This window comes from Pseudoroseicyclus sp. H15 (assembly GCF_054353345.1).
In genome coordinates, this window is sequence record NZ_JBTHJE010000005.1 from 512991 (window position 1) to 538260 (window position 25270).

Here is a 25270-nt window from a genome sequence, read left to right on the forward strand (position 1 = left end):
GAGCAGCAAGGAGGCCCGCCATGCATTTCGGCCTGACCGACGAGCAGGAGATGATCGTCTCCACCGTCCGCAGCTTCGTGGAGAAGGAGATCTATCCCCACGAAGCCGAGGTGGAGCGCACCGGCAAGGTCCCCCCCGAGGTGGCCGAGGCCATCAAGCAGAAAACCATCGAGCTCGGCTTCTACGCCTGCAATTTCCCCGAGGAAGTCGGCGGCGCCGGCCTCTCCCACCTCGATTTCGCGCTGGTCGAGCGCGAGCTTGGGCGCGGCTCCATGGCTCTGAACCACTTCTTCGGCCGCCCGCAGAACATCCTGATGGCCTGCGAGGGCGAGCAGAAGGAGCGCTACCTCCTCCCTGCCGTCCGCGGCGAGAAGATGGACGCGCTGGCGATGACGGAGCCCGATGCCGGCTCCGACGTGCGCGGCATGAAATGTGCCGCCGTGCGCAAGGGCGGCGACTGGGTCGTCAACGGCTCCAAGCACTTCATCTCCGGCGCCGAGCATGCCGATTTCTTCATCGTCTTCGTCGCCACCGGCGTCGACGAGACGCCCCGCGGCCCCAAGAAGCGTATCACCTGCTTCCTCGTCGACCGCGGCACGCCCGGTTTCGACGTCCACCCCGGGTACAATTCGGTCAGCCACAGGGGCTATCAGAACTGCATCCTCACCTTCGACGATTGCCGCCTCTCCGATGCGCAGGTGCTCGGCGAGGTCGATGGCGGCTTCGCGGTGATGAACGAATGGCTCTACGCCACCCGCATTACGGTCGCGGCGATGAGCGTCGGCCGGGCGCGGCGCTGCTTCGACTACGCGGTGCAATATGCCGCCGAACGCGAGCAGTTCGGCCAGCCGATCGCGAAGTTCCAGGGCGTCAGCTTCCAGATCGTCGACATGATCACCGAGATCGACGCCGCCGACCTGCTGACGCTCTCTTCCGCCTGGCGGCTCGACCAGGGCCTTCCGGCGAACCGCGAGATCGCCAGCGCCAAGCTCTACGCCAGCGAGATGCTGGCCCGCGTGACCGATGCCACCCTGCAAATCCACGGCGGCATGGGACTGATGGACGATCTGCCCATCGAACGCTTCTGGCGCGACGCCCGCGTCGAGCGCATCTGGGACGGCACCTCCGAGATCCAGCGCCACATCATCAGCCGGGAGCTCTTCCGGCCCCTCGGCGCCTGATGAGCCTCGACCGTCTCCTCCGGCCTCGCACCGTCGCCGTCATCGGCGGCGGTGTCTGGTGCGCCAGCGTCGTGCGCGAATGCCGCAAGATCGGCTTCGCCGGCGAGCTCTGGCCCGTCCATCCGAGCAAGGCGGAGATCTCCGGCGTCCCAGCCTATCCCTCCGTGGGTGACCTGCCTGGCGCGCCCGACGCCGCCTTCATCGGCGTCAACCGCGAGGCCACCATCCCGGTCCTGCGCGCTCTCGCCGCGCTCGGGGCAGGGGGCGCCGTCTGTTTCGCCTCCGGCTTCCAGGAGGCCGAGGCGGAGATCGCCGGCGGCGCCGATCTGCAGGCCGAGCTGGTGCAGGCCGCCGGCGACATGGCGATCCTCGGCCCCAATTGCTACGGCTTCCTCAACGCCCTCGACGGCGCCGCCCTCTGGCCCGACCAGCATGGGCTGGTGCGCGCCGAGCGGGGCGTGGCGATCATCACGCAAAGCTCCAACATCGCGCTCAACATCACCATGCAGCGCCGCGGCCTGCCGCTGGCCTATGTCGTGACGGTCGGCAACCAGGCGAAGACCGACATGGCCGAGGTCGGCGCCGCCCTCCTCGAAGACCCGCGCGTCACCGCCCTTGGCCTGCATGTCGAGGGCTTCGGTGACCCGGCCCGGATGGAGGCGCTCGCCGCCAACGCCCGCCGCCTGAAAAAGCCCATCGTCGCGCTGAAGGTCGGCGCCTCCGAGCAGGCGCGCACGGCGACCGTCTCGCACACCGCCTCGCTGGCGGGGTCCGACGCCGGAGCCCGCGCGCTGATGGCCCGCCTCGGCATCGGCCGCGCCACCTCGCTGCCGGCGATGCTGGAGACGCTGAAGCTCCTGCACGCCGCCGGGCCGCTGCCCCATGCCCGCATCGCCTCGCTCTCCTGTTCTGGCGGCGAGGCGAGCCTGATGGCCGACAGCGCCCTCGGCACCGGCGTCACCTTCCCGCCGCTGGGGGAGGGGCAGCGCACCGCCCTCCGCGAGGCCCTCGGCCCGAAGGTCGCCCTCGCCAACCCGCTCGATTATCACACCTATATCTGGGGCGACGCCGCCGCGATGGCGGGCACCTTCACGGCGATGATGACCCCCGATCTCGCCCTCGGCTGCGTCGTGCTGGATTTCCCCCGGCCCGACCGCTGTGGCCCCTCGCCCGACTGGCAGAGCGCCATCGACGGGGCGGAGGCGGCGGGGCGCGCGCATGGCGTCCCCATGGCCCTCATCGCCTCGCTGCCGGAGAACATGCCCGAGGAGGTCGCGGACGACTGCATGGCCCGCGGCATCACCCCCTTCTTCGGCATCGCCGAAGCGCTGGAGGCCATCGCGCTGGCCGCAGAGCTCCACCCCGCGCCCGCCGCCCCGATCCTCGCCTCCGGCCCTCTCACCGGCGACCCGGTCACCCTGCCGGAGGCCGAGGCCAAGGCGGCTCTCGCCGCCCACGGCCTCGCCGTCCCGCGCTCCGCCCGGGCCAACAGCCCTGACGAGGCCGCCCGCAGGGCGGATGAGTGGCCTGCCCCCCTCGTCCTCAAGGGCGAGGGCGCCGCCCATAAATCCGAGGCCGGCCTCGTCAGCCTGAACCTTGCCCCCGGCGAGATCCGCGCCGCCGCCGAGGCCATGGCCGCCCCCGCCTACCTGGTGGAGGAGCAGATCACCGGCGCCGCCGCCGAGCTGCTCGTCGGCGTCACCCGAGACCCGGCGCATGGCTTCGTCCTCACCCTCGGCGCCGGCGGCACGCTCACCGAGCTGCTCTCCGACACCGCCTCGCTGCTCGTCCCGGCCACCGAGGCCGACATCTCTGCCGCTCTGGGCAGCCTGCGCATCGCCCCGCTCCTCTCCGGCTACCGGGGTGCCCCCGCCGCCGACCGCCCGGCGATCCTGTCGGCGATCCTCGCGATCCAGTCCTACGTGGTGGACAACGCCGCCACCCTCGCCGAGGTTGAGGTGAACCCCCTCATCTGCACGCCCACCCGCGCCGTCGCCGCCGACGCGCTGATCCGAAAGGTTGGCCCATGAGCCCCATCCACACCGAGACCCGCGGCCATGTCCTCGAGGTGCGCCTCGACCGGCCGCCCGCCAATGCCATCGACCTCGCCACCTCCCGCGAGATGGGCGAGGTCTTCGCCGGCTTCCGCGATGACCCGAACCTGCGCGTCGCCCTCGTCACCGGCACCGGGAGCAAGTTCTTCTGCCCCGGCTGGGATCTCAAGGCCGCCGCCTCCGGCGATGCCGTCGATGGCGATTACGGCGTCGGCGGCTTCGGCGGCCTGCAGGAGCTGCCCGGCCTCAACAAGCCGGTCATCGCCGCCATCAACGGCATCTGCTGCGGTGGCGGGCTGGAACTCGCCCTCTCCGCCGACATCATCCTCGCCGCCGACCACGCCACCTTCGCCCTGCCGGAGATCCGCTCCGGCACCGTCGCCGACGCCGCCTCGATCAAGCTGCCCAAGCGCATCCCCTACCATGTCGCCATGGAGATGCTGCTAACGGGCCGCTGGTTCGATGCCGAGGAGGCGAAGCACTGGGGCCTCGTCAACCGCATCCACCCTGCCGCGAGCCTGATGGACGAGGCCCGCAAGATGGCCGACCTCATCGCCGCCGGTCCGCCGCTCGTCTACGCCGCGCTGAAGGAGATCGTGCGCGAGGCGGAGGATCAGAAGTTCCACGACATGCTGGCCCGCGTCACCCAAAGCCAATTGCCCACCGTCGCCACGCTCTATGCCTCGGAAGATCAGAAGGAGGGCGCCCGCGCCTTCGCCGAGAAGCGCGACCCGGTCTGGAAAGGAAAGTAGCCCATGCCCCTCACCATGAACCGCGAGGTCTTCATCACCTGCGCCGTCACCGGCTCCGGCGCCACGCAGGACCGCTCGCCGCACGTGCCCCGCTCGCCGGAACAGATCGCCGCCTCCGCCATCGACGCGGCCAAGGCCGGCGCGGCGGTGGTGCATTGCCATGTGCGTGACCCCGAGACGGGCGCGCCCTCGCGCCGGGTCGATCTGTTCCGTGAGGTGACGGAGCGCATTCGCGACGCCGAGGTCGACGTGGTGCTCAACCTCACCGCCGGCATGGGGGGAGACATGGTCTTCGGGCCAACCTCCTCGCCGCTGCCGGTCCAGCAGGGCACCGACATGGCCAGCGCCGAGGAGCGTGTCGCCCACGTCGCCGAGTGCCTGCCGGAGATCTGCACGCTCGACTGCGGCACGATGAACTTCGCCGAGGCCGATTACGTCATGACCAACACGCCCGGCATGCTCCGCGCCATGGGCGGGATGATGACCGAGCTCGGCGTGAAACCCGAGATCGAGGCCTTCGACACCGGCCACCTCTGGTTCGCCAAGGAGCTGGTGCGCGAGGGCGTCCTCTCCTCCCCCGCGCTCGTGCAGCTCTGCATGGGCGTGCCCTGGGGCGCGCCCGATGACCTGAACACCTTCATGGCGATGGTGAACAACGTCCCCGACGACTGGGCCTGGTCCGCCTTCTCCCTCGGCCGCAACCAGATGCCCTATGTCGCCGCCTCGGTGCTGGCCGGCGGCAATGTCCGCGTCGGGCTGGAGGACAACCTTATGCTGGAGAAAGGCGTCCTCGCCACCAACGCTCAGCTGGTCGAGAAGGCGGCGGGGATCGTCGAAAGCATGGGCGCGACCATCATCGGGCCGGAGCGCGTGCGCGAGAAGCTCGGCCTCACGAAGCGCGCGCCGGCCTCATGAGCGCATCACCCGCGCCTGCCAGCAGTTATTCCTGGCGCTGCGGATGTCGACAAAGGCGATCCACGCCTCGGCCAGCAGGCCTTCGGCATAGCTCGCGATCTCCGGGCGCGGCACCACTTGCCCCGTGCCGTAGACGATCCGCTCATCGGCATCGTAGCCCCGCACGAGGTACTGCGGCGCGTCCATCACCGCGGGCATATCGGGCCCCGGCGTGGCCGCCGGGCACTCTTCCGCGTGCAGGAAGATCGGCCCCGTCTCGGCATAGGGATTGTCGGTGCGGAAGGGGCGATGCGCGAGGATCAGGTACTCCGCCCCGGCCGCAATGGTGCCGTGGCAATGCCGGCAGGGGCCGGTTTGCTCTGCCGCGCGATGCCGCTCGACGGGATTGCCATAGGCGTCCTGCCCTTGGGCGCGGATGGCGCGGACGACAGCGGTGGGAAGTGCGTGGAATGCAATGGTCATGGGGTGTCTCCTTCGCCCTTTTGATGGCAGGCAAGGGCGCGCCGAGCGACCCGGATCATGAGGGTTCGATATGAAGGCAGCGATCATCGGCGGCGGCGTCATCGGCGGCGGCTGGGCGGCGCGGTTCCTCCTCAACGGCTGGGACGTCGCGGTCTTCGACCCCGACCCGGAGGCCGAGCGCAAGATCGGCGAGGTGCTCGCCAACGCCCGCCACGCTCTGCCCGGCCTCTACGACCGGGCGCTGCCGTCGGAGGGGCGGCTGAGCTACCACGCGAGCCTCGCCGAGGCCGTCGCCGGCGCCGACTGGATCCAGGAGAGCGTGCCCGAGCGGCTGGACCTCAAGCACAAGGTCTTCGCCCAGATCGCCGAGGCGGCGCCGGAGGGCGCGGTGCTCGGCTCCTCCACGTCCGGCTTCAAGCCATCGGAGCTGAATGCCGAGGGCGCGGAGGCGATCGTCGCCCACCCGTTCAACCCGGTCTACCTCCTCCCGCTCATCGAGCTGGTCGGAGACGCCGGCGCCTGCGAGAGGGCCGCCGGCATCCTCAAGACCATCGGCATGTTCCCCCTGCACGTCCGCAAGGAAATCGACGCCCATATCGCCGACCGCTTCCTTGAGGCGGTCTGGCGCGAGGCGCTCTGGCTGGTGACCGACGGCATCGCCACGACGGAAGAGATCGACGAGGCCATCCGCATGGGCTTTGGCCTGCGTTGGGCGCAGATGGGCCTCTTCGAGACCTACCGCATCGCCGGCGGCGAGGCGGGGATGAAATACTTCATGGAGCAGTTCGGCCCGGCCCTCGAATGGCCCTGGACCAAGCTGATGGACGTGCCGGCCTTCACGCCCGAACTGGTCGAGCTGATCGCCGGCCAGTCCGACGCCCAGTCCGGCCACCTGAGCATCCGCGAGCTGGAGCGGCTGCGCGACGACAACCTCGTCGGCATGATGCGGGCGCTGAAGAAGACTGGCAGCGGGGCAGGGGGCGTGATCCTCGGGCATGAGGCGGCGCTGCCGCTGCCGCCTTCGGGCGACCTGCCGGTGACGGCGGCGCAGCAGGTGCCGAGCTCCTGGGCCGACTACAACGGCCATATGAACGAGACGCATTATCTGGAGCTGGCGAGCCGCGCCTCGGATGCCTTCATGGCGATGATCGGCGCGGATGCCGAGTATATCGCGGGCGGGATGAGCTACTTCACCGTGGAGAACACGGTGAAATACCTCGCCGAGGTGAAGATCGGCGAGCGGCTGGAGGTGACGACGCAGGTGCTGAGCGGCGAGGGCAAGAAGCTGCACCTCCTGCACCGGCTGAAGCGGGGCGAGGAGGAGGTGGCGACCGTCGAGTCGCTGCTGCTCCATGTGGACCTCTCAACCCGTCGGACGGCACCGCCCTCGGCGGAGGTGGCGGAGCGGCTGGCTGAGTACGCCGCGGCACATGCTGGGATGTAGGGAGCCACGTTCCAGCTCCTTCCCCTGCCCGTAGGCGCGCCGAAGGCGCCGGGCGAGCGCCGGCCCATCCCGCGGGCTGGCGCTCTGGTGAAGCTACCGCGAAGCTCACCGCCGGGAGGGGCTTGGCGGAGATAAAGCGCAATAGCGGTACGGGGGGAGCGCCACCCCACGGCCCGGCGCCCGCCCGGTGCGGCAGGGTGGGCGGCGGGCTGAAGCCCGCCCTACCGTGAACCGCCGGGTGTAGGCCGGGCTTCAGCCCGGCGCCTCCATCCGCCGCGCCGCGTGCCCCTCCGGCCGCGCCTCAACGATCCTCCCGTGGTGCAGGAAGATCTCCCGCGTCCCCACTTCCGCCCGGAAATGCGGGTCATGGCTCACCGCGATCATCGCCTGGGGCAAACCGTTCAGGATGTCCGCCAGCCGGTCCGTCGTCACCTCGTCGAGCGCGTTCGTCGGCTCGTCGAGCAGCAGCACTTCCGGCTTCATCGCCAGCACCGTCGCCAGCGAGACGAGCCGCCGCTCGCCGCCGGAGAGCTTGTAGGTGATGCGGTCGCGGAAGGCCTCCAGCCCCAGCTGCGCCAGGGCCGCCTCCGCGTCGGCAATCGCCTCGGCCCGTGGCCGCCCCATGTTAAGGGGCCCGAAGGCCACGTCCTCCAACACCGTCGGCGAGAAGAGCTGATCGTCGGGGTCCTGAAAGACGAAACCGGCGCGGCACCGCAGCTGGCGGAACTCCTCTTCCGTCTTCGGCTCCGCCCCGAAGGCGATGATCCTCCCCTCCTGCGGCTTTTGCAGGCCGATGAGGCAGCGCAGCAGCGTCGATTTGCCGGAGCCGTTCGCCCCGGTCAGGAACAGCCGCTCGCCGGGCTGCAGCTCGAAGGAGACATCGCTCAGGGCAGCCGGTTGGCCGGGATAGGCGAAGCCAAGCCCCTCAACCCGAAACAAAGGCGCCATGCGCGAGCTCCACATAGATCAGCGCGGCCAGCACCAGCGCCGCGCCCGCCGCGAAGGCGGCCTCGCGCCAGCCGGCGGGGCGGCTTTCATCGAGCACATGGAAGGCGCCGTTGAAGCCCCGGCAGCGCATGGCCTGCAGCACCCGCTCCGACCGGTCGAAGGCGCGGATCAGCAGCATGCCGACGAGATAGCCAAAGCTGCGCAGCGTGTGCATGTCGCAGCGCGCCACGAAGCCGCGGGTGCGCATGGCCGTGCGCAGGCCCTGATATTCGGTGTTGAGCACCTCGATATAGCGCACGGTGAAGAGCATCAGATGCACGAACATTGGCGGGACTCTCAGGCGCGACAGCGCGTGGCCCAGCTTCACCGGCCCGATCGTGCCGACCAGCACCAGCATCATCAGCACCACGGCATTGGCTTTCAGCGCGATGCGGAAGGCATCGCCGAACCCCTCGCGCGAGGCCTCCAGCCCGAAGAGCGTGAAGATCGGCTCACCCGGCGTGGTGAAGGGCAGCGAGACGATCACGAAGATCATGAACAGATCCACCGTGATCACCTGCCGCAACGTGCGCGACAGTGGCAGCCGCCCGTGCAGCAGCGCGCCGAGCGAGACGGTCAGCGCGATGAGTAGGGCGGCGAAATCGTGCAGCGCGACAACGGTGATGGCAAAGGCCACCACGGCGAGGATGCGGAAACGCGGGTCGACCTGCGTCAGCGCCGGAGAGCGGGCAGGCCGGGAAGTGGCGTCGCCTTCGAGCACATAGGTCATGCGCGTGCCTCCTGTCCGGTGGCGTGGCCTGCGGGCGTCGCTTTCGGCAAGCCCCGCACCATGCGGGCGCCGGCGGCGAAGAAGGCCAGCCCTGCGACACCGCAGAGGAGGCCGATGGCGCCAAGGATGTTGAGGAAGTCGGCCCGCTCGCGATAGGCGTCGAGCTGGCCCATCAGCGGGGCAAGCTCGCGGGCCACGGCGGCTTCGATGGCGGCGGCGGTGGCCTCGTCGGCCGCGGGCGCTTCGGCCGGGGCAGGGGCGACGGTGGTCTCGGATGGTGCCGCGTCAGCGACCGCGAGGCCACCCGGCAGGTCGGCGGCGGCGACAAGTGCCTCGGCGACATGGCCCGAGCCGGCGTCGAGGCGGAAGAGGTGATCCACCGCCTCGGTCGGGATGAAGACGAAGGCGCCGCCCTCATCCGTCACCGTCTCGCCGAGCGCGGCGCCATCGGGGCCGACAACGGCGATGGTCGTGTCCGCCACCAGCAGACCGTCGGAGAAGAAGGCCTCGCCCTCGATGCTGTCGCCGATGACGTAGGCCTCGAGGATAAGGTTATGCGCGGCGGCCGGCATCGCGGCGAAGCTGGCAACAAGGGCCAGGGCCAGGCGCCGCATCAGGCCACCCCCCGCTTCAGCTGGGTCAGGCTGTCGAACAGCTCGGGCCGCACCCGCCAGACAAGGAAAACCGCCGCCGCGCTCACCAGCCCTTCGATGATCATCACCGGGATATGGACAAGGAAGGTCAGCTTCGCCGCCGGCAGAAACTGGTCGCCCGACAGAGCCAGCGACAGGGCCACCAGCACTGTCGTCGCCACGATGGCGCCGGAGCCTGCGATGCCGCCCCAGAGCGCGGCAACCTTTGGGTTGGCGCTCATCACGCCCTGGCGGCAGATGTAGTGCATCAGCACCGCCGGTGCCGCGATGTTGAAGGTATTGACCCCCAGCACCGTCAGCCCGCCGAAGCCAAAGAATACCGCCTGCAAGAGCAGCGCCACCGCGAGGGCGGGAAAGGCCGCCCAGCCGAGCACCAGCCCGGCGAGGCCGTTCATGATGAGGTGGACGCTGGTCACCCCCACCGGGATGTGCACCAGCGAGGCCACGAAAAAGGTGGCGGCGAGCACGCCCGTCACGGGGATGGTCTCCATATCGAGCTTGCGCAGCCCAAGGGCGGTGCCGGCGACGGCGAGCACAGCTCCGCCGATCAGAACTTCGCCCGACAGGGCGCCGTCCGCTATATGCATGTCACGTTCCTCCCAAGCGCAACGGGGTCCAATCCTCCTCGACCGTCTCCGCTACGCACCGGCACCGAATCTCCTCCTCCGGCGCCAAGCCACAATGAAATAACACAATCCGCTCAATCCGAGAATGTAGCCAATGCCGCCCATCGCCACGGGCAGGGGGGTATGGGCGGAATAGAGCGCCCAGTCCTGCCGCATCGGGCGGGTTTCCGCCCGCACCGCCTGCGCGATCAGCACGGCGGTCGCCTCGGCGTCGAGCCCGGGCGCTGCCGTTGCGGCCTCCGGGTCGGCGCTCGCCATGGCGTCGCCTGCCGCTGCGGGGGCGAGGCCCCCGGGCAGGTCGGCGGCGGCCACCATGGCCTCGGCGACATGGCCCGAGCCGGCGTCGAGGCGGAAGAGATGGTCCACCGACTCGGTCGGGGTGAAGGCGAAGGCGCCGCCCTCATCCGTCACCACCTCGCCGAGCGTCTCCCCGTCGGGGCCAAGCACCATGACCGGGGCGTCGCCCACCATCGTGCCGTCGGAGAAGAAGACCTCCCCCTCCACTGCATCGCCGATCACGTAGGCTTCCAGAATGAGGTTGTGCGCAGACGCCGCCAGAGGCCAGAGCCCCGCCGCCAGAGCGGCGAGACAGGCCCTGCGGAGGCGGGCGCCCAGGCTCATTGCCAGTCCGACGCCGTGACCCAGATCACCGCGTCCTGGCTGAGCTCCTTGCCCTCGTGCTCGCTGACCGGGCCGGAGCCGAGAGCCGCGAAGCCCCACCAGCCGGCGCGGGGCAGGCCGAAGGTGAAGTAGCCGTTGTCGTCGGAGATCAGGGCGATGGTGCCGCCGGGCGCCTCGCCGATGGTCGCCTCGCCCGCCGAATGGCTGGCCGGGTCGGGCGTGGCCGCGATGTATTCCACCTCGATCTCCACGCCGGCGGCGGGCTCGCCATCGGTCAGGACCCGGCCGGTGAAGGTGCTGCCCACGAGCTGGTTGTAGGGGCGCGAGAGGGGGATGATCTCTGTCGGCAGACCCACCGGCTCGGCCCAATCCGTCGGCAGCTGGCCGCGGTTCACATAGGCCTTGGTGATCTGCTGGATGTAGATGTCTTCCGTCTGCTCGTAATAGGGCTCGGGCACGACGGTCAGGATGTAATCGCCCGACGAGCGGAACTCGACTTCGCTGGTATAGGCCTGCCCACTGGCGCCGGCGCTCTCGAAGGCGATCTCGCTGAGGTTCTCCATCAGATCGGTCCGCTCGCCGCGGTGCACCATGAAGAATTCCTGCGGCATGGCGCCCATGTCCATCACATGCCCGCCGGAGAGCGGATGCCAGAAGATCAGCTCCACCGGCGCCGTTGTCGGCCCGGCGAGATTGGTCTCCGGCGTGTAGATCGACAGGAAATGCGCGTCTGCCGGCAGGGCCGTGACGGCAAGGCCAGCGGTCATGAAGGTGGCGGCGCGTTTCGAAAACTTGGTCATCATGCGGACAGGTCCTCCCACTCGTTGTCCAGCTCCCCCTCGGCTTTTCTGCATGGCGACCTCCCCGCCACCATGCACCGCCCCTTTCGCCAGCCGCGGCAACGACTTGGCTGGATATAGGGGGTGGGGGTATTTATCCTTCTGTTTCAATGCGTTGCTGGGGGACGGTAGCGGCGCCACCCGCCGCTTGCCAAGCCCGCAAAATGAAAAAGCCGCCCGGGCGGGCGGCTTGCGGCAATCTGCCATAGGGGGTGGGGCTATTTCAGATAGGCCCGGACGATCGCCATGATCTCTTCCGCGGCTTCTTCGGGCGAATCCTGCGCGCGTTCGTCGTGCTGCAGAACGTGGTGGCGCAGGTGATCTTCGATCAATTCGGCCATGAGCCCGTTGGTCGCGCCGCGCACCGAGGCGACGAGCTGAAGGATCTTTGCGCATTCGACTTCATCAAGCAGGGCACGCTCAACGGCCTCTACCTGGCCGCCGATGCGGCGCACCCGATTGAGCAGCTGGTCCCGGTTTCTGCGCGTGTGTGACATGCCTGATGATCCTCCTCAGGGGCCGAACCTATATGCTGCCGATCCTTCTGCGCCAGCACAACTTCCGGCGACCTAAAATTTTAGGGCGGCGACATCCGGGGCGGCAGAGCGGTGAAGCGCCGCGTTGCCCGGTGGCCCTTTTGGTGCCAGAACAAAAGGGAATCAGCTGGGCGGGTGTGCGGGAGGCATGCCCGGGGAAACTGATTGCGCGGCCCTGAGGAGGATCAGCCGCGCCTTGAGGAGGACATGATGAGCAACCGCGACGAGCCGCTGGCCGACGCGGCCGAAGCGCGCACAACCGCGCCTTCGGCCTCGGCCAATTACAAGCATGACCATTCAGACCGGACGAACCCGATCGCCTCAGGCCATGTGGCGGGCGACGACGGGCATGCGCACGGGCATGACGATCATGAGCACCATCACGACCACGGCCATGCTCACGACCATGGGCACGATCACGACCATGGGCACGCGCACGATCATCACCCGCATGACCACGGCCATCACCACCATGGCCACGATCATGACCACCATCACCATCATCACGGCCCCCGCGCCTTTCACTGGTCCGACGGGCTGCGCCTAGCAATCACCGGCCTCTGCGCCCTGGCGCTGATCGTCGGCCTGCCGGATCATCCCACCGTCTCCTTCATGGATATGCTGACCATCCCGTTCAGCTGGTACGGCCTTGTCGGCCTCGTCTTCGGCGGCGGCGCGATGTTTGCGCAGGCCTGGCGCTCCGCCACCCATATGCGGCCCACGCTGCAGCTCTGGGCCGCAATCGTGGCGCTGGTTGCGGCCTTCACCGGGCTCTTCCTCGTGGCGCTGCTCGTCACCTTCGCGGCCCTGGCCATTCAGGCCTGGATCAGCGCCTCGCATCGGCGGCGCGAGGGATCGCTCGGCCGGCTGATCGACGCGCCCGAGGGGCATGACCACGATCACGACCATGACCATGGCGAAGAGGGCGGTGGCCACCATCACCACCCCTTCGGCGTGATGGAGGGCATCCGCATCGCCGTGGCCGGCGCCTGTGCGCTGGCGCAATGGCTGGGCCTGCCCGACCACACCTATGCGAACTTCGCCAACGAGCTCTACATCCCCTGGGGCTGGTACGCCTTCGTCGGCCTCACCTTCGGCGCCTGGCCGATCCTGCGTGAGGCGTGGGAGAGCATCCTCGCCCGCCGGATGACCATGGAGCTCTCAATGGCCATCGCGCTGCTGGCCGCCGTGTTCACCGCCTATTTCACCGTGGCGCTCTTCATCACCTTCTTCGTGCTGGTCGCCGAGGCGCTGGAGGGCATGACGCTGGACCGCGGCCGCAAGGCCATCCGCGACCTGATGGACTTGCTGCCCGATGAGGTGTCGGTGCGCCGGCCGGGGGGCATCTCGAACATCCGGGCCAGCCAGCTGCGGCCGGGCGATTCGGTGCTGGTCTCTCCCGGTGGCCGCGTGCCGGTCGACGGGCCGGTGACCTCGGGCAATTCCTTCATCGACGAAAGCCGCATCACCGGCGAGTCGATGCCGGTAGAGAAGGTGGCGGGCGATTATTGCTACGCCGGCACCGTCAACCAATCGGGCGCCATCGAGATCACGGCCGAGCGCATCGGTCGCGCCACATCCTACGGGCAGATCCTCGAGGCGGTGGAGAAGGCTGAGCGCAGCCGCGCGCCGATCCAGCGCCTGTCCGACAGGCTGGCGGCCTGGATCGTGTATTTCGCCCTCGCCATGTCGGCCTTCGCCTATTGGTACTCCGGCGGCAACATCAGCACCGTCATCTCGACCATCGTGGTCGCGGGCGCCTGCGGTGTCGCCGCAGGCACGCCGCTGGCCCTGCTGGGCGGCATCGGGCGCAGCGCCAAGCTGGGCGCCGTCGTCAAGGGCGGCCGGCATCTCGAAACGCTGGGCCGCATCAAGACCGTCGTGCTCGACAAGACCGGCACCCTCACCTACGGCACCCCCGAAGTGGCCGGCCTGCACCCGGCGCCGGGCGTCAGCGATGAGGCCCTCCTCGCCGCCGCCATCACCGCCGAGCTGCGCTCCGAGCATCCGCTCGGCAAGGCCATCCTCGCCTATGCCGAGGGGCAGGGCGTGAATGCGGTGGAACCCACCAGCTTCCGCTACGAGCCGGGCCGAGGGGTGGAGGTCGAAGGGCCTGCCGGGACGATCCATGTCGGCAATCCCAGTTGGATGGCCGAGCATGGCATCGACGCCGCGAGCGCCGATGCGGGCGCCGGCTCGGCCATCCTCGTGGCTGAGGGCGGGCGCTACCTTGGCGCCATCCGCGTGGAGGACAGGGTGCGCCCGGAGGCGAAATCCGCCATCGACCGGTTGCGCGCCATGGGCATCCGCACCGTGCTGCTGACGGGCGACACCAGGCGAATCGCCGAGGTCGTGGCCGCGGAGCTGGGGGTCGACGAGGTTGAGGCCGAGCTTCTGCCGCAGGACAAGCTCGCCCGCATCCAGGCGCTGACAGCCGATGCCAAACGCCCCGTCGCCATGGTCGGCGACGGCGTGAACGACGCGCCGGCGCTGGCCGCCGCCAACGTGGGCGTGGCAATGGGCTCCGGCACCGAGGTCGCGCGCGAGAAGGCCGATATCGTGCTGCTCGGCAACGATCTGGCCCGCTTCACCGAGACGGTCACCGTCGCCCGCCGCACCCGGCAGATCATCTGGTTCAACCTCTGGGGGACCATCGTGGTCGACCTGCTCGGTCTCGGGGCGGCCATCCTCGGCTATATCGGGCCGACGCAGGCGGTGCTGGTTCACACGATCAGCGAGCTGGCGTTCATCCTGAACTCGGCCCGGCTGCTGCCGAGCCCGCTGTTCTGGAAGTCGCCGGAAGAGCTGGCCGCGCGGAGTGCTGCGGCCCCGACGGCGGCGGCGAGCCCGGCGGAGTAATCGTCTGGCCGGCGCCCTGTTGCGGCGCCGGCCGGGCCCCATGGCCAGGGGAAGAGGGGGGCGCTGCCCCCCGCCTGCGGCCCCCCGGGGATATTTTGAGAAAAGCGAGGGAGACAGAGGGAAGTGGCGCGGCTTTGGCCGCGCTGGTATCCTATCCCCCAGGATAGGATCGAATCATGACAGAGCGTCACGCCAGCCACCCCGAGATCGTCAAGCGGCTCAACCGGGCCAATGGGCATTTGAAGAGCGTCGTCGCCATGATCGAGGCGGGCCGCCCCTGTGCCGACATCGCCCAACAGCTGCACGCGGTGGAGAGGGCGGTCGCCAGCGCCAAGCGAACCCTGATCCAGGACCACATGGACCATTGCCTCGCCCCCGGCCGCGATGTCGGCGAGCTGGAGGAGACGCTGGACGAATTCCGCAAGCTGACCCGCTACCTGTGAGGGCGCCATGTTCGACTTTCTCGGCCTGATGGAGCAGGGCGGCGCCGCCGCCTGGGCCTTCCTGCCGGCGGCGGTGCTGCTGGGGGCGCTGCACGGGCTGGAGCCGGGGCATTCCAAGACGATGATGGCCGCCTTCATCGTGGCCGTGCGCGGCACGATCCCGCAGGCGGTGCTGCTCGGCCTTTCCGCCACGCTCAGCCATACGCTCATCGTCTGGGTGGTGGCGCTGGGGGGCATGCTAATCTGGCAGGACGTCGACCCCGAAGCCTCCGAGCCGTACTTTCAGGCCGCCTCTGGGCTGATCATCATTGGTCTGGCGCTGTGGATGATGGCGCGAACCGGGGCAGGGCGGCGCCATGGGCATGACCACGGGCATGCCCATCCGCATGGGGATGACCATAGCCACGATCATGCGGGCAGTCACGGCCACGACCACGCGCATGCCCACCCGCATCCGCATCCGGCTCACAGCCATGCCGCGGAGTTCCACCCCGTCGCCGAGGGCCTGCAGATCGAGGCGGAGGACATGGACGACGCCCACCAGCGCGCCCATGCCGAAGATATCCGCCGCCGCTTCGATGGCGGCTCCGTCACCACCGGCCAGATCGTGCTCTTCGGCCTCACCGGCGGGCTGATCCCGTGCCCCGCTGCCATCACCGTTCTGCTGATCTGCCTGCAGGTCGACCGTCTGGCGCTGGGCGCAGCCGTGGTGCTCGCCTTCTCGATCGGGCTGGCGCTGACGCTGGTCATCGTTGGCGTGGTGGCGGCCGCAGGTGTGGGCGCCATGCGGCGGCGGAGTGCCTGGCTCGATGAGGTGGCGGCGCGGGCGCCTTACCTCTCGGGCGGGCTGATCGCGCTCGTCGGCATCTATGTGCTCTGGCACGGCCTGTCGGGGCTGGCCGGCTGAGCGATCAATGCAACGCGGCGGGCGCCGGGCGGGAAAGCCGGGCCGTCAGCCGCGCCAGCTGCGTCTGCCGCTTCAGCCCGAGCTTGCCGTAGATCACCGAGAGCGACCAGCGAACCGTGGCCGGGCTGAGGCCGAGCGCCGCCGCCACCTCGGTGGAGGTCTGGCAGGCGCCGGCCAGTACGGCCAGCCGCGCCTCTGCCGCCGTCAGGCCGAGCGCCCGCAGCGGGGCTTTGGCGCAGTCCAGACGCGCGGCCGGGTCGGTGACGATCAGCACCCAGCCGGGTGGCGCCGATCCCGTCCCGCTGCCCTCAGCGCGGCGGATCTCCACCAGCACCGGCAGGCCGCCGGCCTCTCTCGGCAGCGCCAGCAGGCGCGGGGTGGCGGCGGCCTCGCCGAAGGCTGGCGCGCCCTGCAGACGCAGCCGGCCGCGGGTGAGGCTGGCGGCGGCGCCCAGGGCGGCCAGTGCCCCCGGGCTCGCCTCGCCGATACGCCCCTCGGCATCGAGCAGCACGATGTCCCGCCCGGCCTCGCCCTGCAGGCCCAGCAGTACCTCCAGGGCCGCCTCGCTGCTCTGCCGGCTCCAGTAGAGCCGGGCTGCGCGCATGAAATGGCTGCCGAAGCGCTGCAGATCGGCGCGCTCAGCCTCGGGCAGGTCGCGCCCCTCTTCCAGCAGGGTGACGAAGCAATGTAGCCGGTCACCCTCGGGCGCGCCGAAGCCCAGAAAGCCGCCGAGCCCGGCCTGCTGAAAGTAGATCTCGCCGATGTTCGGGCGCGCCCATTCGGCCTGCGAGAACAGCTCGCGCTCGGAATAGAGCACATGCGGACGCTGGCGGGCGCGGGCGAGGAAGCGGTGCAGCAGAGGGTCGCTGCCCGACCAATGCTCGACGTAATCGTTGATCTGGGCGGGAGGAGCGCTGTGCAGCCCGGGGCTGAGCGCGCCGTCCTCCTCGCAGATCGAGACGGCGACGTTGTGCAGACCGAAACGGCGGTTGAAGAGGCACATTGCCTCGTCCCAGCCGCTGCTGCCAGCCGCGGCATCGTAGAGCAGCGCCACCAGGTCGGCCGCCTCGGCAGCCGGCCGGCCCCGCGCCTGGCGGTGGGCCATGTCTCCTCCTCCCCATGCCATCGGCATGCCTCCTCGGGATTGGACGAGCCTAGCAACGCCCCTGCCGCCGGGCAATGGCGGTGCGCTGACCAACACTTGTGAGGTGTGGCAGGGCGGCGGCGCCTCTAGGCTGGGCGCCGGTCCGCGGCGGGTATGTAGGGGCCTTTGACCGCGCGACCTTCCAAGGGGCGGCCTGGCGACTCACCAGGCCGCCCGATGCCCGCCTCGGCGCCTTTGTGGGCCGGGGCGGGCGCCGCTTGCCGCGCCGCATGGTGCGGGCTCATCCCAACAGGAGGAACGAGATGAGACGATTGCAATTCGCCGGGGCCCTGCGCCTGGGCACGGCGCTGGCCCTGCTGGCCGGCGCTGCGACCGCGCAGGAGGAGCACGAGAGCGTGGGCCGCGGCTGGCCGATGGCGGAGGAGGGAGAGTTCGTCGGTGCCGGCGTGCCCTTCTACAACCTCGACGAGGCCACTGCCCGCGATGGCGCGTCGCCGGACGGCATCGAGCCGCTGGAGCGCGACATCTTCACCAGCGACGATTTCTACGCTGACCGCGAGCTCTGGAGCGACCCACGCTACTTCCGCTGCAACTCGCCCATCGCGCTCGACAGCCAGTGGGGCGATTATTCCAGCGCGCCGAAATATGTCGATGGCGACCCCTCGGTCGGCGCCTGGGGCCATTGCGACCGCGACTATGCCCGCGAGAACATCGTCAGCCCCTATCCCTTCACCACCGCCGCCGAACACTACGCGGCGCTGATGGAGGAGACGGAGGCCGCTGGCGGGCCGACCGAGTACAGCCGCGACAATCCCGCGCCCGACTGGAACGGCCGCTACACGCGCAACGTCAACGTCATCTTCGGCCAGATGCGTGCCGGCGAAGAGCCGAACCTGCCCGAGGAGTTCCACCAGCCGCCGCAATGGGTGATCGGCTGGTACAACCAGGTGCCGACGGTGCTTTCGGTGCTGACCGAGGAATACCAGACCCGCCTCGTCCAGCAGCTCTACCACCAGAGCCACAACCACGCGGCGCAATGGTCGCTGATGTTCTGCCGGCCCGAGGGATTCATGCGCTGGTGGTCGGGCCCGGGCGGCCCCGGCAACCTCGACATCATGGTGATGCCCGAGCGGGTGCAGTTCCTCGGCGGCTCGGGCAACGCGATCCGCAACGTGCATATCGGCCGCGACTTCGACACCTCTGGCGACGTGCCGCGCCTCGGCGCCGACGTGCCGCAATGGATGGGCGAGACGGTGGGCTTCTGGGACGACGACGCCCTCATCATGTGGACGTCGAACATCCAGGGCTGGTTCACCCATTCGAGCTGGGAATACTCGAACAAGCTGCAGACCATCGAGATCTGGACGCCCCGCGAGGCCGACGACGGCAGACTGATCGGACTGGAGCACGAAACAGTGTTCTACGACGAGGACGGGCTGGTCGAGCCCATCCGTCAGGTGCGCTTCTTCAGCCGGGTCGGCGACTTCAACGATGTGCCGCCGAACAACCTGACCTTCTGCAACCAGACCATCTTCCCGGTGGAAGGGCGCGGCACGCAGGTGAGCCCCGGCCAGGTCATCGAGTACCGGGTGGAGGATCTCTTCGGCCGGCCCTGGGCCGCGATCTGGGAGGAGTATTTCGAAGACGGCATGGAGCGCCCCGAAGGCGAGGCGCTGTTCGGCTTCGAGTGACGAAATCCATGCGGGCCGGTGCTGCCGGCCCGCATGAGACCCCGCCTGGAGGGGCGGTTAAATCCAAGAGGAGGAGAGACAGATGATACGACAGACATTCGCCGGGGCTTTGCGCCTCGGCACCGCGCTTGCGCTCTGCGCCGGCGGCGCCCTCGCGCAGGAGGAGCCCGAGAGCGTCGGCCGCGGCTGGCCGGTGGCCGATATGGAGGTGCAGGAAATCGGCATGGGCATCCATGGCGTGCCCGGCGACATCGCGGCCTCTGGCGGAGAAAGCCCCGAGGGGGTGGAGCCGCTGCCGGTGGACCTGTTCACCACCGACGACTTCTACCAGGACACCGAGCTCTGGAGCGACCCGCGCTACTTCCGCTGCAACTCGCCGGTCGCGCTCGATGCGCAATGGGGCGATTATCCGGGCACCCCGGCTGTCATCGAGAATGACGACCCGGCCACGGGCGCCTGGGGCTCCTGCGATGCGGACTACCCGATCGAGAGCATGCTCTCGCCCTATCCCTTCAAGACGGCGGCGGAGCATTACGCCGCGCTGATGGAGGAGACCGAGGCGAACGGCGGGCCGACCGAGATGACGCCCGACCAGCTGCCCTTCGAATGGAACGGCACCTATCTTCGCAACATCTGGCTCGACTTCCTCGTGCGCACCGGGCGCGACCCCGACGTGACCTTCCGCGACGAGTACCAGGAGCCGCCGCAATGGATCATGGGCTTCAACGCCCAGATGTCGACGATGCTGCAGCTCGTCACGCCGCTCTACCAGCAGCGCTGGGTGCAGCAGATGTACCACCAGGTGCAGAGCCACGCCTCGCAATGGTCGGCCCAGTATTGCCGGCCGGAAGGCTTCATGCGCCAATGGTCCGAGCCCGGCTTCGGCTATGTCGACATCATGATCAGCATGGACCGGGTGCAGATCCTCGCCGATGGCGCCGACAACGTGGTGCGGAACGTCAACTTCGGCCGCGAGTTCGATATGTCGGGCGCGGTGCCGCGCCTCGGCCAGGACGTGCCGCGCTGGTATGGCGAGACCATCGGCTATTGGGATGACGACGCCCTGATCACCTGGACGAGCAACATCCAGGGCTGGTTCACCCATTCCAGCTGGGAGTTCTCGAACAAGCTGCAGACCATCGAGATCTGGACGCCGGTCGAGGTGGACGGCACCTTCATCGGCCTGCAGCAGGAGACGATCTTCTACGACGAAGACGTCCTGGTCGAGCCGGTCCGCTCCGTCCGCATCCTCGTCAAGCAGGACGGGCTGAGCGAGGGCAATCCTTACGCCTATGTCCGCTGCGTGCAGACCATCTTCGACGTCGACGGCCGCCCGGTGCCGCTCGCGCCGGGGACGACCATCGAATACACGGTGGAAGACACCTACGGTCGCCCCTGGGCGCAGTCGTGGGAGCGCAACTTCGAAGAGGGGCTGGAGAAGCCCGACGAGGGCGAGGCGCTCTTCGGCTTCGACTGACGATTGCCTGCGGCCGGCGCCTCAAGGGGGCTGGCCGCGGGGATGAATGGAGAGGCTGGGGGGCTGTCTGCCCCCCAGACCCCCCGAGGATATTGGAAAGTCGAAGGGAGACAGGGGGCGCGCGCCAGTTGGCGGGGCGCCCTTTTGCTGTGCATGGGGGAGGGGGGTGATGGTGAGCGTTTGGGCGGGGTGGGGAGGCCGATAAAACGAAACGCGAGACCGCTCTTGCAAACGTATGCTATCCGGCGCACGACTATGGCCCATGCCGCCCCGGGGGCGGGCGCAAGGCGACAGGAGTGAGACAAGGCATGGCCGAGACAGACAAGAGCAAGGGCAACGGGGCGGCGAAGGTGACGGGTAAGGTGCTGCAGGTCGAGCGGCACGATTACCCCGATCTGGCGCCAGAGACGACACAGCTCAATCAGCCGATGGAGGGGTTCGACCCGATCTACACCGACATCGTGGACTACATCATCCGCTGCACCCACCGCATCTGGGACGAGCGCGATATCGGGCTGATCTACACCCACTACACCCATAATTGCGTGCTCTACGGCACGACAGGCACGATCTATAACCGCGAGGACGTGGTGCGCGATACCATCCAGCGCCTCGTCTCGTTCCCTGAGCGGCGGGGCATGGGCACGCAGGTGGTCTGGGGCGGAGACGACCAAGCGGGCTTTTATACCTCGCATCTCGTCACCGGATCGGGCCGGCACAGCCAGAACGGCCATCTGGGCCGCGCGACGGGCAAGCCCTTCGTCAGCCGCACCATTGCCGACTGCATGATCTACGCCAACAAGATCTACCGCGAATGGGTGGTGGCCGACACGACCGCGATCCTGCAGCAGATCGGCGTGAGCGTGGATGGCTATGCCACCCGGCTGGCCCGGGCGGCGCATGAGCGGGGCCAGGTCAGCCTCGATATCGGCGAGAATCGCCTGATGGTGGGGCAGCGCCCGCCGGCGGACGAGCCCGATTACTCTGTGGCCTCCACCGATACCGAGCGGATGCTGGTGGGCATGCTGCACGACGTTTTCAACCGCAAGATGTTCGGCCGGATCGCCGAGCTCTATGCCCCGAACTGCCAGTATCACGGGCCGCTGATGGCTGAGCTCTATGGCCAGGCCTCGGTCATCCATCAATCGCTGGGCCTCGTGGGCAGCCTGCCTGACGCGGTGTTCGAGGTGCAGCATGTCTGCTCGAACCCCTGCGACGAGGGCGGCGAGAAGGTGGCCATTCGCTGGGTGATGGAAGGCCACCACCTTGGCTACGGCATCCTTGATATGCTGGGCGACCCCACGGGCAAGCGCGTGCAGGTGATGGGGATGAGCCATTTTCACGTGAAGGACGGCAAGATCGTCGATGAGTGGCGCGTCTACGACCAGATGTCGATGCTCACCCAGGTGCGCCTCGCCCAGATGGCCGACAGCGCAGCCGCCGAGATCGCGCCGCTGGCCCCGCCGGCAGCCCCCGCTGCCCCGGCGCCCGGCGATTCCGAATAGCACGAGGAGCGATCTCATTCGCTCAAAGAGGCGGCAACCTCCCGGTTGTCGCCTCTTTTTTCTGGCCCGGTCAGGGGGCGCTTAGAAAATTCTTGCAAACGAATGCAAAACGGCTAGCGTCCTGAATATGACATGCGGCCGGCCGCGGGGATCACCCCCTCGGGCCGGCAGATAACCACGCTCGGCGCGGCCGGGGCCAACAAGGGAAAAGCTCATGAAGTTCACGTTGAAGGCGGCACTCGCCCTGGGCGCGACGGCGCTGACTGCCGGGGCGGCCTCGGCCGAATGCGGCATCGAAGCGGGCTCTGTCCGCATCCTGTCGAACGATTTCGAAGCGCTGCGCTACATCAATGACGGCGCCATGGACTGCGCCTCGGATACCGTCAGCGTCGAGGCGAATGCCACGGCCGAACACAAGAACATCCAGGGGCCGGCCCTCTCGATCGACCCGGCGGAATACACCGTCGCCGTGATCGCCAACAACTCCATCGTGCCGCTGCTGAACGATGACCTCATCCAGCCGCTCGACGACCTGATCGCCGAATACGGCGACCAGCTTCTGCCGAGCCAGGTGATCTCGACCGGCGGCGAAGCCATGGCGATTGCCTTCATGGGTAACGGTCAGCACCTGTTCTACCGCAGCGACATCCTCGAAGAGGCCGGCGTCGAGGTGCCGACCAGCTATGAGGAAATGCTCTCCGCCGCGCAGGCCATTCAGGATGCCGGCCTGATGGAGCACCCGCTCGCCGCTTCGGTGAAGCCGGGCTGGGATCTCGCCGCCGAGTTCGTGAACCTCTACCTTGGCACGGGCGACGAGTTCTTCGCCCCCGGTTCTGCCGAGCTGACCATCGACAACGAGAACGGCCACCTGGTGCTCGACACCATGCGCGCCATGACCGAGTACATGGACCCCGACTACCTGACCTTCGACGCCACCGAGCTGAACAAGCTCTGGGATGCCGGCCAGGTCGCCCTGATGAACCAGTGGGGCTCGCTCGCCGGTGCTGCCATCGGCCCCGATGCCGACCCCGAGATTGCGGCCAACACCGCCTTCTCGACGACGCCGACCATTGGCGACAACACCATCCCGGCCGCCGCGTTGTGGTGGGACGGTTTCTCCATCGCCAAGAACATCTCGGATGAAGACGCCGCCGCCTCGTTCCAGGCGATGCTGCACGGCATCTCGCCCGAGGCGGTCGCCGCCAACCCGACGGTCGCCACCTGGCTGGTCGAGGGCTACGAGCCCGGCGAGGCCGCTGTCGGCGTGATCGCGAACGCCAATGCCGGCGCCCGCGGCTATCCGATGACGCCCTACATGGGCCTGCTGCACACGGCGCTGTCGACCGAGCTGGCCGATTTCATCGCCGGCCGCGAAGATGCCGATCAGGCGCTGGCCGATGTGAAGGCCGCTTATGACGACGCGGCCACCGCCGCCGGCTTCATGCAGTAACACGCGCTGCGGGGGAGGGCTCTGGCCCTCCCTCGCCCCCGGAACGGGCGGCACGCCGGCCGCCATTCGCGCCCACCCTCGCTCGCGATCAGGACACCGGCCATGCCGCACAAGACATTCACCCTCTTCATCCTGCCCGCCATCGTGGCGATGGTGCTGTTCATCGCGCTGCCCATCGTATCGGTCGTCGTGCAATCGCTCTTCGTTGAACATGAGCAGGTGATGGTTGAGGTGGAGAACTGCTCTCCCTTCGGCTGCACCACCGAGCGCCGCGTCGATACCGCGGCGACGGAAGAGATCCGCGCCGAAAAGCCGCTTGGCCGCTTTGCCGGCGCCACGAATTACATCAACCGCAACCACCTCGCCTTCGACCAGCTGCGCGACATCTGGCAAACGTCGGAAGGCTTCGGCCAGGCCTGGTCGCGCACGTTGAACCTGCCGTTCTACAAGGCGCTGGCCTTCACGCTGGTCTATTGCTTCCTCGTCACGCCCTTTGCGATGGCGCTGGGCTTTTCCATCGCGCTCGGGGTCAACACGCTGCCCCGCGTCTTCAAGGGGCCGGCGATCTTCGTGTCGATCCTGCCCATGATCATCACGCCGCTTATCGGCTCGCTGATCCTGTTCTGGATGTTCAATCCGCAGGGCATTCTCGGCGCCTCATTGCAGGCGATCTTCAATGATCCCACGCTCAGCCTCAGGGCCTCGCCGCTGCTCACATGGATCGTGCTGATCATCTACGGCATCTGGACGAACGGGCCCTTCTCCTTCGTCGTGTTCTACGCAGGCCTTCAGACGGTGCCGGGCGACACGCTGGAGAGCGCCATGATCGACGGTGCCAGCCGGTGGGAGAGGGTGCGCTACGTGATCATCCCGCATCTGGCGCCGCTGGCGACCTTCGTGGCCCTCGTGCAGCTGATGGACAACTTCCGCGTCTTCGAGCCCATCGTCGGCTTCTCGGCCGAGGCGAATGCCACCTCACTCAGCTGGCTCGTCTACAACGATCTCGTCGGCCAGGATTCCCAGGCCTTCGGCTCGGCCGCGGCGACCTCGGTGATGACCATCCTCGGCGTGATCGTGCTGCTGATCCCGGTGCTGATCCGCACCTGGCGCGACTTCAACAGAAAGGCGGTCTGATGAGCTCTTCGGCCACCAACAGCTCGATCGGCAACCTGCCGACGGCGCTGAAGCTGATCACCGGCCTGCTGCTGGCGATCTGGTTCATCGCCGCGGCCTTCCCCTTCCTCTGGACGCTCTGGGGCAGCTTCAAGGTCGAGGCCGATTTCTTTTCGCGCTCGTCATGGTGGAACGCCATCACCGGGCCCCGCACCATCATGCAGACGGGCAGCGCCTTCACCCTCGACGGCTACGAGGGCGCGTGGATCGAGCGGGAGTTCTGGCGCGCGGCGCTGAACACGCTGATCGTCACGATCTCCGTCACTTTCATCTCGCTCTTCGTTGGCACGCTCGGCGGCTACGCGCTGGCCCGCTCGGGGCGGAACTACGCCTTCTGGATCCTGATCGCCGCGCTGATCTTCCGCGCCATGCCGCACATCACGCTGGTCTCGGGCTACATGCTGCCGTTCTTCGAGCTGAACATCTGGGGTATCCTGCCGACGACGATCATCGTGCTCGTCGCCATCAACCAGCCCTTCACGCTGTGGATGCTGCACAGCTTCTTCCTCGGCATCCCAAAGGATCTCGACGAGAGCGCCATGGTCGACGGCTGCACGCGCTTTCAGGCCTTCCGGCTTGTCATCATCCCGGTCATGTGGCCGGGGGTGATCACCACCGGGCTCTTCAGCTTCCTGCTCGGCTACAACGACTTCGCGGTCACCTCGATGCTGCTCAGCCAGGATAATCAGACCATGGTGCCCAAGATCGCCAGCTTCCTCGGCTCCATCCAGGCGGAGGGCAACGTGATGTTCGCCGTCGCCTCCGTCGTGTCGGCCACGGTGCCGCTCTTCATCCTCGTGCTCTTCTTCCAGCGCCAGATCGTCAGCGGCCTTACCGCCGGCGCGGTGAAAGGATAATTC

General features: G+C 68.4%; 24 protein-coding genes. 14 read left to right on the forward strand and 10 right to left on the reverse strand.

Going from position 1 to position 25270, the window contains the following annotated elements; translation table 11 throughout:
* Window positions 1-20: 20 nt before the first annotated feature.
* Genes ACXN5S_RS13215 through ACXN5S_RS13230 form a run of 4 tightly spaced genes read left to right on the forward strand, consistent with a single transcriptional unit; the run spans window position 21 to window position 4902 of the window.
* Complete coding sequence (locus ACXN5S_RS13215) at window positions 21-1181, forward strand: acyl-CoA dehydrogenase family protein (protein WP_458605903.1); 1161 nt, start codon at window positions 21-23, stop codon at window positions 1179-1181.
* Window positions 1181-3211 carry an acetate--CoA ligase family protein gene (locus ACXN5S_RS13220; protein ID WP_458605904.1) on the forward strand — a complete coding sequence of 677 codons (2031 nt, stop codon included), beginning with the start codon at window positions 1181-1183 and terminating at the stop codon, window positions 3209-3211. The genes ACXN5S_RS13215 and ACXN5S_RS13220 overlap by 1 nt, the downstream gene beginning before the upstream one ends.
* Entirely contained in the window at window positions 3208-3987 is a 780-nt protein-coding gene (locus tag ACXN5S_RS13225; protein WP_458605905.1) for a carnitinyl-CoA dehydratase, read from the forward strand. The genes ACXN5S_RS13220 and ACXN5S_RS13225 overlap by 4 nt, the downstream gene beginning before the upstream one ends.
* 3 nt (window positions 3988-3990) lie before the next feature.
* Entirely contained in the window at window positions 3991-4902 is a 912-nt protein-coding gene (locus ACXN5S_RS13230; protein WP_458605906.1) for a beta-keto acid cleavage family enzyme, read from the forward strand.
* Here the strand turns inward: ACXN5S_RS13230 and ACXN5S_RS13235 are convergent.
* Window positions 4897-5364, reverse strand: coding sequence for a DUF1203 domain-containing protein (locus ACXN5S_RS13235; protein ID WP_458605907.1), 468 nt, complete (start codon window positions 5362-5364; stop codon window positions 4897-4899). The genes ACXN5S_RS13230 and ACXN5S_RS13235 overlap by 6 nt on opposite strands.
* Window positions 5365-5434: 70 nt before the next feature.
* Between ACXN5S_RS13235 and ACXN5S_RS13240 the strand changes: the two genes are divergently transcribed.
* Window positions 5435-6808 carry a carnitine 3-dehydrogenase gene (locus ACXN5S_RS13240; protein WP_458605908.1) on the forward strand — a complete coding sequence of 458 codons (1374 nt, stop codon included), beginning with the start codon at window positions 5435-5437 and terminating at the stop codon, window positions 6806-6808.
* 252 nt (window positions 6809-7060) lie between these two features.
* Here the strand turns inward: ACXN5S_RS13240 and ACXN5S_RS13245 are convergent, their stop codons facing one another.
* The 8 genes from ACXN5S_RS13245 to ACXN5S_RS13280 all read right to left on the reverse strand — a co-directional run bounded on the left by ACXN5S_RS13245 (window position 7061) and on the right by ACXN5S_RS13280 (window position 12307).
* On the reverse strand, window positions 7061-7756 hold the full coding sequence (locus tag ACXN5S_RS13245) for an energy-coupling factor ABC transporter ATP-binding protein (RefSeq protein WP_458605909.1): 696 nt from the start codon (window positions 7754-7756) through the stop codon (window positions 7061-7063).
* Window positions 7734-8525: a cobalt ECF transporter T component CbiQ gene (cbiQ, locus tag ACXN5S_RS13250; protein WP_458605910.1), complete on the reverse strand. Its 792-nt coding sequence runs from the start codon at window positions 8523-8525 to the stop codon at window positions 7734-7736. Before cbiQ ends, ACXN5S_RS13245 begins: the two co-directional genes overlap by 23 nt.
* Complete coding sequence (locus ACXN5S_RS13255) at window positions 8522-9139, reverse strand: cobalt ABC transporter permease (protein ID WP_458605911.1); 618 nt, start codon at window positions 9137-9139, stop codon at window positions 8522-8524. The genes cbiQ and ACXN5S_RS13255 overlap by 4 nt, the downstream gene beginning before the upstream one ends.
* Window positions 9139-9765, reverse strand: a complete 627-nt coding sequence (gene cbiM / locus ACXN5S_RS13260; RefSeq protein ID WP_458605912.1) for a cobalt transporter CbiM — start codon at window positions 9763-9765, stop codon at window positions 9139-9141. Before cbiM ends, ACXN5S_RS13255 begins: the two co-directional genes overlap by 1 nt.
* A gap of 51 nt (window positions 9766-9816) precedes the next feature.
* Window positions 9817-10425 (reverse strand): cobalt ABC transporter permease, encoded by a 609-nt coding sequence (locus ACXN5S_RS13265; protein WP_458605913.1) that lies wholly within the window; start codon window positions 10423-10425, stop codon window positions 9817-9819.
* The gene (locus ACXN5S_RS13270) at window positions 10422-11228 is read right to left on the reverse strand and encodes a DUF4198 domain-containing protein (protein ID WP_458605914.1); all 807 of its coding nucleotides are present in this window, start codon (window positions 11226-11228) and stop codon (window positions 10422-10424) included. The genes ACXN5S_RS13265 and ACXN5S_RS13270 overlap by 4 nt, the downstream gene beginning before the upstream one ends.
* 254 nt (window positions 11229-11482) lie before the next feature.
* A complete protein-coding gene (locus ACXN5S_RS13275; RefSeq protein ID WP_458605915.1) occupies window positions 11483-11761 on the reverse strand; it encodes a metal/formaldehyde-sensitive transcriptional repressor in 279 nt (92 codons plus the stop codon).
* A gap of 360 nt (window positions 11762-12121) precedes the next feature.
* The gene (locus ACXN5S_RS13280) at window positions 12122-12307 is read right to left on the reverse strand and encodes a hypothetical protein (protein WP_458605916.1); all 186 of its coding nucleotides are present in this window, start codon (window positions 12305-12307) and stop codon (window positions 12122-12124) included.
* Between the two features lie 105 nt (window positions 12308-12412).
* Between ACXN5S_RS13280 and ACXN5S_RS13285 the strand changes: the two genes are divergently transcribed.
* The 3 genes from ACXN5S_RS13285 (at window position 12413) to ACXN5S_RS13295 (ending at window position 16009) form a co-directional block, all read left to right on the forward strand.
* A complete protein-coding gene (locus tag ACXN5S_RS13285; RefSeq protein ID WP_458605917.1) occupies window positions 12413-14659 on the forward strand; it encodes a heavy metal translocating P-type ATPase in 2247 nt (748 codons plus the stop codon).
* Window positions 14660-14835: 176 nt separating this feature from the next.
* Window positions 14836-15102, forward strand: coding sequence for a metal-sensing transcriptional repressor (locus ACXN5S_RS13290; RefSeq protein WP_458605918.1), 267 nt, complete (start codon window positions 14836-14838; stop codon window positions 15100-15102).
* 7 nt (window positions 15103-15109) lie between these two features.
* Complete coding sequence (locus ACXN5S_RS13295) at window positions 15110-16009, forward strand: nickel/cobalt efflux transporter (protein WP_458605919.1); 900 nt, start codon at window positions 15110-15112, stop codon at window positions 16007-16009.
* Window positions 16010-16013: 4 nt separating this feature from the next.
* On the opposite strand, the gene ACXN5S_RS13300 is transcribed toward ACXN5S_RS13295, so the two are convergent.
* Window positions 16014-17114 carry a helix-turn-helix transcriptional regulator gene (locus ACXN5S_RS13300; RefSeq protein WP_458605920.1) on the reverse strand — a complete coding sequence of 367 codons (1101 nt, stop codon included), beginning with the start codon at window positions 17112-17114 and terminating at the stop codon, window positions 16014-16016.
* A gap of 302 nt (window positions 17115-17416) precedes the next feature.
* Between ACXN5S_RS13300 and ACXN5S_RS13305 the strand changes: the two genes are divergently transcribed.
* The 6 genes from ACXN5S_RS13305 to ACXN5S_RS13330 all read left to right on the forward strand — a co-directional run bounded on the left by ACXN5S_RS13305 (window position 17417) and on the right by ACXN5S_RS13330 (window position 25267).
* On the forward strand, window positions 17417-18805 hold the full coding sequence (locus ACXN5S_RS13305; RefSeq protein ID WP_458605921.1) for a hypothetical protein: 1389 nt from the start codon (window positions 17417-17419) through the stop codon (window positions 18803-18805).
* Window positions 18806-18887: 82 nt separating this feature from the next.
* Entirely contained in the window at window positions 18888-20282 is a 1395-nt protein-coding gene (locus tag ACXN5S_RS13310) for a hypothetical protein (protein WP_458605922.1), read from the forward strand.
* A 308-nt stretch (window positions 20283-20590) separates the two neighbouring features.
* Complete coding sequence (locus ACXN5S_RS13315) at window positions 20591-21787, forward strand: nuclear transport factor 2 family protein (protein ID WP_458605923.1); 1197 nt, start codon at window positions 20591-20593, stop codon at window positions 21785-21787.
* 214 nt (window positions 21788-22001) lie between these two features.
* The gene (locus ACXN5S_RS13320; RefSeq protein WP_458605924.1) at window positions 22002-23237 is read left to right on the forward strand and encodes an ABC transporter substrate-binding protein; all 1236 of its coding nucleotides are present in this window, start codon (window positions 22002-22004) and stop codon (window positions 23235-23237) included.
* A 102-nt stretch (window positions 23238-23339) separates the two neighbouring features.
* Entirely contained in the window at window positions 23340-24371 is a 1032-nt protein-coding gene (locus tag ACXN5S_RS13325) for a carbohydrate ABC transporter permease (RefSeq protein ID WP_458605925.1), read from the forward strand.
* Window positions 24371-25267 (forward strand): carbohydrate ABC transporter permease, encoded by an 897-nt coding sequence (locus ACXN5S_RS13330; protein WP_458605926.1) that lies wholly within the window; start codon window positions 24371-24373, stop codon window positions 25265-25267. The genes ACXN5S_RS13325 and ACXN5S_RS13330 overlap by 1 nt, the downstream gene beginning before the upstream one ends.
* Window positions 25268-25270 lie beyond the last annotated feature (3 nt).

Coding starts and splice junctions, on each gene's coding strand:
- ACXN5S_RS13215 (WP_458605903.1), top strand. CDS start 21: ATGCATTTCGGCCTGACCGACGAGCAGGAGATGATCGTCTCCACCGTC.
- ACXN5S_RS13220 (WP_458605904.1), top strand. CDS start 1,181: ATGAGCCTCGACCGTCTCCTCCGGCCTCGCACCGTCGCCGTCATCGGC.
- ACXN5S_RS13225 (WP_458605905.1), top strand. CDS start 3,208: ATGAGCCCCATCCACACCGAGACCCGCGGCCATGTCCTCGAGGTGCGC.
- ACXN5S_RS13230 (WP_458605906.1), top strand. CDS start 3,991: ATGCCCCTCACCATGAACCGCGAGGTCTTCATCACCTGCGCCGTCACC.
- ACXN5S_RS13235 (WP_458605907.1), bottom strand. CDS start 5,364: ATGACCATTGCATTCCACGCACTTCCCACCGCTGTCGTCCGCGCCATC.
- ACXN5S_RS13240 (WP_458605908.1), top strand. CDS start 5,435: ATGAAGGCAGCGATCATCGGCGGCGGCGTCATCGGCGGCGGCTGGGCG.
- ACXN5S_RS13245 (WP_458605909.1), bottom strand. CDS start 7,756: ATGGCGCCTTTGTTTCGGGTTGAGGGGCTTGGCTTCGCCTATCCCGGC.
- cbiQ (WP_458605910.1), bottom strand. CDS start 8,525: ATGACCTATGTGCTCGAAGGCGACGCCACTTCCCGGCCTGCCCGCTCT.
- ACXN5S_RS13255 (WP_458605911.1), bottom strand. CDS start 9,139: ATGCGGCGCCTGGCCCTGGCCCTTGTTGCCAGCTTCGCCGCGATGCCG.
- cbiM (WP_458605912.1), bottom strand. CDS start 9,765: ATGCATATAGCGGACGGCGCCCTGTCGGGCGAAGTTCTGATCGGCGGA.
- ACXN5S_RS13265 (WP_458605913.1), bottom strand. CDS start 10,425: ATGAGCCTGGGCGCCCGCCTCCGCAGGGCCTGTCTCGCCGCTCTGGCG.
- ACXN5S_RS13270 (WP_458605914.1), bottom strand. CDS start 11,228: ATGATGACCAAGTTTTCGAAACGCGCCGCCACCTTCATGACCGCTGGC.
- ACXN5S_RS13275 (WP_458605915.1), bottom strand. CDS start 11,761: ATGTCACACACGCGCAGAAACCGGGACCAGCTGCTCAATCGGGTGCGC.
- ACXN5S_RS13285 (WP_458605917.1), top strand. CDS start 12,413: ATGGATATGCTGACCATCCCGTTCAGCTGGTACGGCCTTGTCGGCCTC.
- ACXN5S_RS13290 (WP_458605918.1), top strand. CDS start 14,836: ATGACAGAGCGTCACGCCAGCCACCCCGAGATCGTCAAGCGGCTCAAC.
- ACXN5S_RS13295 (WP_458605919.1), top strand. CDS start 15,110: ATGTTCGACTTTCTCGGCCTGATGGAGCAGGGCGGCGCCGCCGCCTGG.
- ACXN5S_RS13300 (WP_458605920.1), bottom strand. CDS start 17,114: ATGGCCCACCGCCAGGCGCGGGGCCGGCCGGCTGCCGAGGCGGCCGAC.
- ACXN5S_RS13305 (WP_458605921.1), top strand. CDS start 17,417: ATGAGACGATTGCAATTCGCCGGGGCCCTGCGCCTGGGCACGGCGCTG.
- ACXN5S_RS13310 (WP_458605922.1), top strand. CDS start 18,888: ATGATACGACAGACATTCGCCGGGGCTTTGCGCCTCGGCACCGCGCTT.
- ACXN5S_RS13315 (WP_458605923.1), top strand. CDS start 20,591: ATGGCCGAGACAGACAAGAGCAAGGGCAACGGGGCGGCGAAGGTGACG.
- ACXN5S_RS13320 (WP_458605924.1), top strand. CDS start 22,002: ATGAAGTTCACGTTGAAGGCGGCACTCGCCCTGGGCGCGACGGCGCTG.
- ACXN5S_RS13325 (WP_458605925.1), top strand. CDS start 23,340: ATGCCGCACAAGACATTCACCCTCTTCATCCTGCCCGCCATCGTGGCG.
- ACXN5S_RS13330 (WP_458605926.1), top strand. CDS start 24,371: ATGAGCTCTTCGGCCACCAACAGCTCGATCGGCAACCTGCCGACGGCG.